Here is a 5112-nt window from a genome sequence, read left to right as displayed (position 1 = left end):
AACTGCTATCCCCCTGTATGAGGCAGGTTACCCACGCGTTACTCACCCGTCCGCCACTAAGTTTAACAAGAATCTGCCGAAGCTTCATCAGCGCTAAACTCCGTTCGACTTGCATGTGTTAGGCACGCCGCCAGCGTTCATCCTGAGCCAGGATCGAACTCTCACTTTAAAATGCGACAAAGATCATAAATGATCTTCTTACGCTTGGAATCACTTCGTGATTCCGAGTTCGCCGGTTCAGACTTATGCTGACTTAATCAGAATAATTCTGCTCCACTGTTATTTCTAACAGCTTGATGGTGGCTAAACCATCAAAAATTTACTTTTGGTTTTTGTTCTTCTGAACATTCTGTCCTTCTTCAAAAGAAGAACTGGAATTTTCAGGGTTGCATTACTGTTAAGTTGTCAAAGTGCTTTTGCATTAAATCTATTCGATTTTTGCACGTTCCGTTTTTGGCGGAACATTTATTATTTTACTCTCTCGCTTTTTCTTTGTCAACTGCTTTTTTTATTTCATATCAGCTCATTCAAGGATGGCTCGATACTATTTATTAAAGCAATCTGCTCGTTATTACACAAGCTCTCTGCGACAGCGAAATTGATTATATGACAGTAATACTCTAACGTCAACAATTATTTTTACGTTTATTTTATATCACAAAAGAGGAAACCATTCATGATCAGCTTCCTCTTTTCACAAATATCACCACTGCATATTATCACTATCATTTATTCTGGTTAAATTATTCAAACTTCGCACTTGCCAAACATACGCCACCCTTTGAGACAGTGCCGATGCTGATAGTTTATAATGCATTTTCATATCTTTTGAAGGTGTTATAAAATTCAGGAGCATGAGAGATGGATTTTTATATTCTTCTTAGGGTCTGCATGTCTGAGCGAAGCGAGTTTCAGACCCTAGAATATAAAAATCCAGATATCATGCCCTGAATTATAACACCTTCAAGATATGAAAATGCATTATAAACTATCAGCATCGGCACTGTCTCAAAGGGTGGCGTATGTTTGGCAAGTGCGAAGTTTCAGTCAAATTATTTTTTACTCCAGTTTTATTATACCAATCTCATTATTCCAGCTTTATTGTATAAGTCTTACCATTGATAGCCGCAGTTACTGTTATGTCGCTTATGGATGATGCCTGTGATGATGGAATCACAACCAGAAGCACAAGCTGTTCTTCCGATCCGGATGATACTGTTCCTACATAGCTGCTAAGGTCATTTATAAGCATTGTAACTTTTGTGTATCCTACATTCTGACCGTTTACACTTACTTTAAAAGTCGCATTTCTGTTGAGTATATTAAGTGATATCGCTGATGAAGTAGGATTACTAAGCCCAAAATTAAGAACTAGTATTTTTTCTCCATCTCCTGCTACTACACCGCCTTGTGCACTCGATGAAGGATAGGCATTCATAACCGAATAACCGTTAAATGAAAGTTTAAGCCCACCAAGTTCAGAATCCAGATCAGATAGGTCATCATCCGCAGCTACTGTTTCTACTGTATTTTGCTGATCAGACCCGCTGTCATCCTGGTCCGTTCCTTTGTCAGATCCGTCATCATTTCCCTGACCACCAGATACATCTATAGAAACATCTGTACTGCTGTCTGTATCAGTATTATCGTCTTCTATACCTGCAACAATGTTATCATCTCCGGATTCAGGAACATCAATATCACTTCCTGTCTGGTCAATATTATCAGCATCAGGATCATCCGCTTCTGTATTACCTGCATCAACCACTTCTGTAGTCTGCCCTTCACCAGCCTCAATCGCCATATCGGCAAAAGCATTGGTAGTATCCGATGTCTTTTTTTCATCATAGTAAGGACCTTTATCAGAATTCTTGATAGCCACATAAGTCAGATCATCCACTACATTGTACGAATACTTCATAAGAAGCTCTGCTGCATAGGTTGTCACTTGATCGTATTCCTCTTTGTTCTCTTCTTTTGAGATGGGAATCGTATCATCTGTTGCGCATGCAGACATAAACAGAGAAACCGATGGAATTATTATGATCAATGATATTTTGGACAATAATCTCTTCATTTTCTTGTTCCTACTTTCATGAGCTATCACAACTTTTGTTCAGGTACCAATGTTTTCAGTAATGCCAAATCTTATGGTTAATATTTCAAACTGTCTTCTGTAGTGTCTTACTCATATCTGATCAAATCATGAACATATCTAGCAGGTCTCAAGCTCAAACCAGAATTCAACACCTTTTTCGCAATTCACAACTCCATATCTTTGTCCCATTGAGTCCATGATAGCTTTCACTATCGACAGACCCACGCCGCTTCCGCCGTATTCTCTGGTTCTTGCTTTATCAACTTTATAAAACTTCTCCCAGAGATGTTCAATACTATCTTGAGGAATTGGGTCTCCAGTATTATAGACGGATACCCTAACTACTCCGTCACCTTTTTTGAATTTTATCTTTATTATCCTGTCTCCATCTATATGGTTTAGAGCATTGCTGTAATAGTTCTGAAGTACCTCCTCTACCTTGAATTCATCTGCCCAGACATATATCGGTTCAGAATCCTCTATCTGCACAGTGACATCTTTCTGCTTCGCTAATATATCGGCTGATTTGAGATAATTCTGAATAACCGCTACTATATCAAAGCGTTCAAGATTATAATTGTTCTTGCCAAATTCCAGCTCATTGAGCGTCATAAGCTGTTTGACCATCTTATTCATCTTGCCCGCTTCATCTACAATTACATCGCAGTAAAACTCCCTGCTTTCAGGATCATCATCTGCTATTCCATCCTGCAGTCCTTCTGCATATCCTTGGATCAGTGCAATAGGAGTCTTGAGCTCGTGAGAAACATTTGCAAGAAATTCACTCCTCATCTTGTCTATCTTTTCTTTGGTTTCAATATCTTTTTTCAATTCCAGGTTAGCTGTCTTCAATTCACGTATCGTTTTTTCAAGCGTTTCCGAAAGTTCGTTTATATTTTCTCCCAGAAGATCAAGCTCATTTTTATGTTTGCTCGTATATTTTGCATCGAAATCCAGTTCCTTCATCCTATTTGAGATTTCAGTAAGTTTACTGATTGGTTTAGTGATCCTTCTTGCCAGGAAAAAAGATAATAACGCCCCGATCAAAAGAATTCCTATCGCTACATAAGTCATAAAAGTATTGGAAATTCGTACACTGTCTTTAATTCCTTCCAGCGCACTTCTTATCATGAATACATTTCCGTTATCCAAAAAGCCGAACATTTCCATATAATCAGTATCTGTTCTTGCATCTGTGTCTATTTGGAGAATATAATCGTCTTTTTGAATCAGTATCGTCGGATTGTCACTATATTCAGATAACCCCAGCATGTTAGCCCATAGTTTTTTCTGAAGATAAAAATAGTCAGGAGATGACGATTTTACGATGTTCGAATTTTCGTCCGCAACGATAACATCAATGTTATAGCGCTCACATATCCTCATCAGTTCTATGTTAAAAGAATCCGAAGTAATGTCCCCTGAATTCATCGCATCATTGACGCTTTCATAAGCTATAGTTATTACGTTAGCTTTATCATTTATATAATATTTTTCAAGTAATATATTATTAAAAAGCAAAACGCCGCCCACCATGCCTATTAAAAGTACTACAAAGATAAGCATGAAGTCACGGCGAAGCGGTCTTTTTATTTTGTTTTTGTTATTATCACTCATAATAACTATACCTCAAACTTATATCCCATCCCCCAAATAGTCTTTATCATGTCGCCTTTATCTCCTAGTTTTGCTCTTAGTTTTTTTACATGAGTATCTATGGTTCTTGCATCACCGAAGTAGTCATAATTCCAAACATTATTCAGAATATTTTCTCTCGAAAGTGCGATTCCTTTATTCTCAAGGAAATAAGTAAGCAGTTCAAACTCCTTAAAAGATAGTTCAATAGGTTTACCATCTATAGAAGCAATATGAGCAGATTTGTTGATAATGATACCGCCTTCTTCGATAGAATCTTCATTAGACGTCTGAGAGCTTCTTCTAAGTATAGCCGAAACTCTGGCAACGAGAATCTTAGGGCTGAATGGTTTAGATATATATTCATCCACTCCAAGTTCAAATCCCTGAAGCTCATCTCTTTCATCAGACCTTGCAGTCAGCATTATTATCGGGACTTTGCTGTACCTTCTTATCTCGCGACATACTTCCCATCCGTCCATCTTAGGCATCATCACATCAAGTATTATCAAAGATATACTCTTATCAGCAAAAAACTTGTCTATAGCTTCCATTCCATCACCGGCCTCTTCCACTTCATACCCGGCTTTTATCAGGAAATCACTGACAAGTTTTCTCATTCTGCTTTCATCATCTACTACTAAAATCTTAAGTTTATCCATTCCCTTAGTCAGACCTCTTTTACGGGTCTTTGCCTCCTTTGTATACTATACAGGGCTCACAACGACCATATATATAGTATACCCTTTATATGTCTTTTTTGTGAAAAGATAAAAATCCCCCCTCAAACGTTTATATACAAATCACTCCTCTTCAGAAGAGTTTCTAAAATCCTTCTTTGATTCAATTCCAAGTTCTTTCTCTTTTTCCTTCACTGCCTTCTCTCTCTCAGCAAGCTCCTCTTCCCAGGCTTCATACTCATCGGTTATAGTTTCTTTATAATTAAGCACAGTAGTTGAACTGTTACTAGCAGCTATGAGGAACATCGCAATTACAAGGATTATCAGGAATATATTTAGAAAAAGAGAATACTGCAAAAATTTATATAAGGTAATAATTTTATAATCAAACTATGTATAAAGGTACTATATTATCAAGATATAGTACCTTTTTTATATACACATATTGAATAGTATATGGTATTATAAATAATATGTTAATCAATCTATATGGATGGATAAGAGATGAATTATGTAAAGGTATACACAAAGACATACAGAGATAATTCAGCAAGATACATAGAGCTGCCATCTCTTTTGATAGAGCAAGATGGAGAGACACAGATATTTGGACAGCTACTGCGCTATCAGATCAAGTATAGCCATAAGAGCAGGACTTGGCATAACAAGCTCATACAGGCTGTTGGGTTGTTATTTGAT

The 5112-nt window shown here is 37.2% G+C and carries 4 protein-coding genes, 1 rRNA gene and 1 pseudogene; 1 reads left to right on the top strand and 5 read right to left on the bottom strand.

Annotated features, from left to right (window positions below; all coding sequences use genetic code 11):
- From BMX21_RS18905 to BMX21_RS19245, 5 genes are all read right to left on the bottom strand, one after another.
- Positions 1-169 (bottom strand): 16S ribosomal RNA (locus BMX21_RS18905); the annotation flags it as partial.
- A gap of 918 nt (positions 170-1087) precedes the next feature.
- Complete coding sequence (locus BMX21_RS18900) at positions 1088-2077, bottom strand: hypothetical protein (protein WP_092047037.1); 990 nt, start codon at positions 2075-2077, stop codon at positions 1088-1090.
- A gap of 138 nt (positions 2078-2215) precedes the next feature.
- Entirely contained in the window at positions 2216-3715 is a 1500-nt protein-coding gene (locus BMX21_RS18895) for a sensor histidine kinase (RefSeq protein WP_034489240.1), read from the bottom strand.
- 5 nt (positions 3716-3720) lie between these two features.
- Positions 3721-4395 (bottom strand): response regulator transcription factor, encoded by a 675-nt coding sequence (locus BMX21_RS18890; RefSeq protein WP_092047034.1) that lies wholly within the window; start codon positions 4393-4395, stop codon positions 3721-3723.
- Positions 4396-4536: 141 nt separating this feature from the next.
- Positions 4537-4770, bottom strand: a complete 234-nt coding sequence (locus BMX21_RS19245) for a hypothetical protein (RefSeq protein ID WP_143057309.1) — start codon at positions 4768-4770, stop codon at positions 4537-4539.
- Between the two features lie 147 nt (positions 4771-4917).
- Between BMX21_RS19245 and BMX21_RS18885 the strand changes: the two are divergent.
- Positions 4918-5112, top strand: a pseudogene (locus tag BMX21_RS18885) (gamma-mobile-trio recombinase GmtY); the annotation flags it as partial.

It is taken from the genome of Butyrivibrio sp. TB, from assembly GCF_900110805.1.
GTDB classification, from domain to species: Bacteria; Bacillota; Clostridia; order Lachnospirales; family Lachnospiraceae; genus Butyrivibrio; species Butyrivibrio fibrisolvens_C.
This window is presented reverse-complemented; position numbering and strand designations above follow the sequence as displayed.

What these genes read in the sequence shown, in the direction of transcription:
- BMX21_RS18900 (WP_092047037.1), bottom strand. Translation starts at nt 2,077, where the DNA reads ATGAAGAGATTATTGTCCAAAATATCATTGATCATAATAATTCCATCG.
- BMX21_RS18890 (WP_092047034.1), bottom strand. Translation starts at nt 4,395, where the DNA reads ATGGATAAACTTAAGATTTTAGTAGTAGATGATGAAAGCAGAATGAGA.
- BMX21_RS18895 (WP_034489240.1), bottom strand. Translation starts at nt 3,715, where the DNA reads ATGAGTGATAATAACAAAAACAAAATAAAAAGACCGCTTCGCCGTGAC.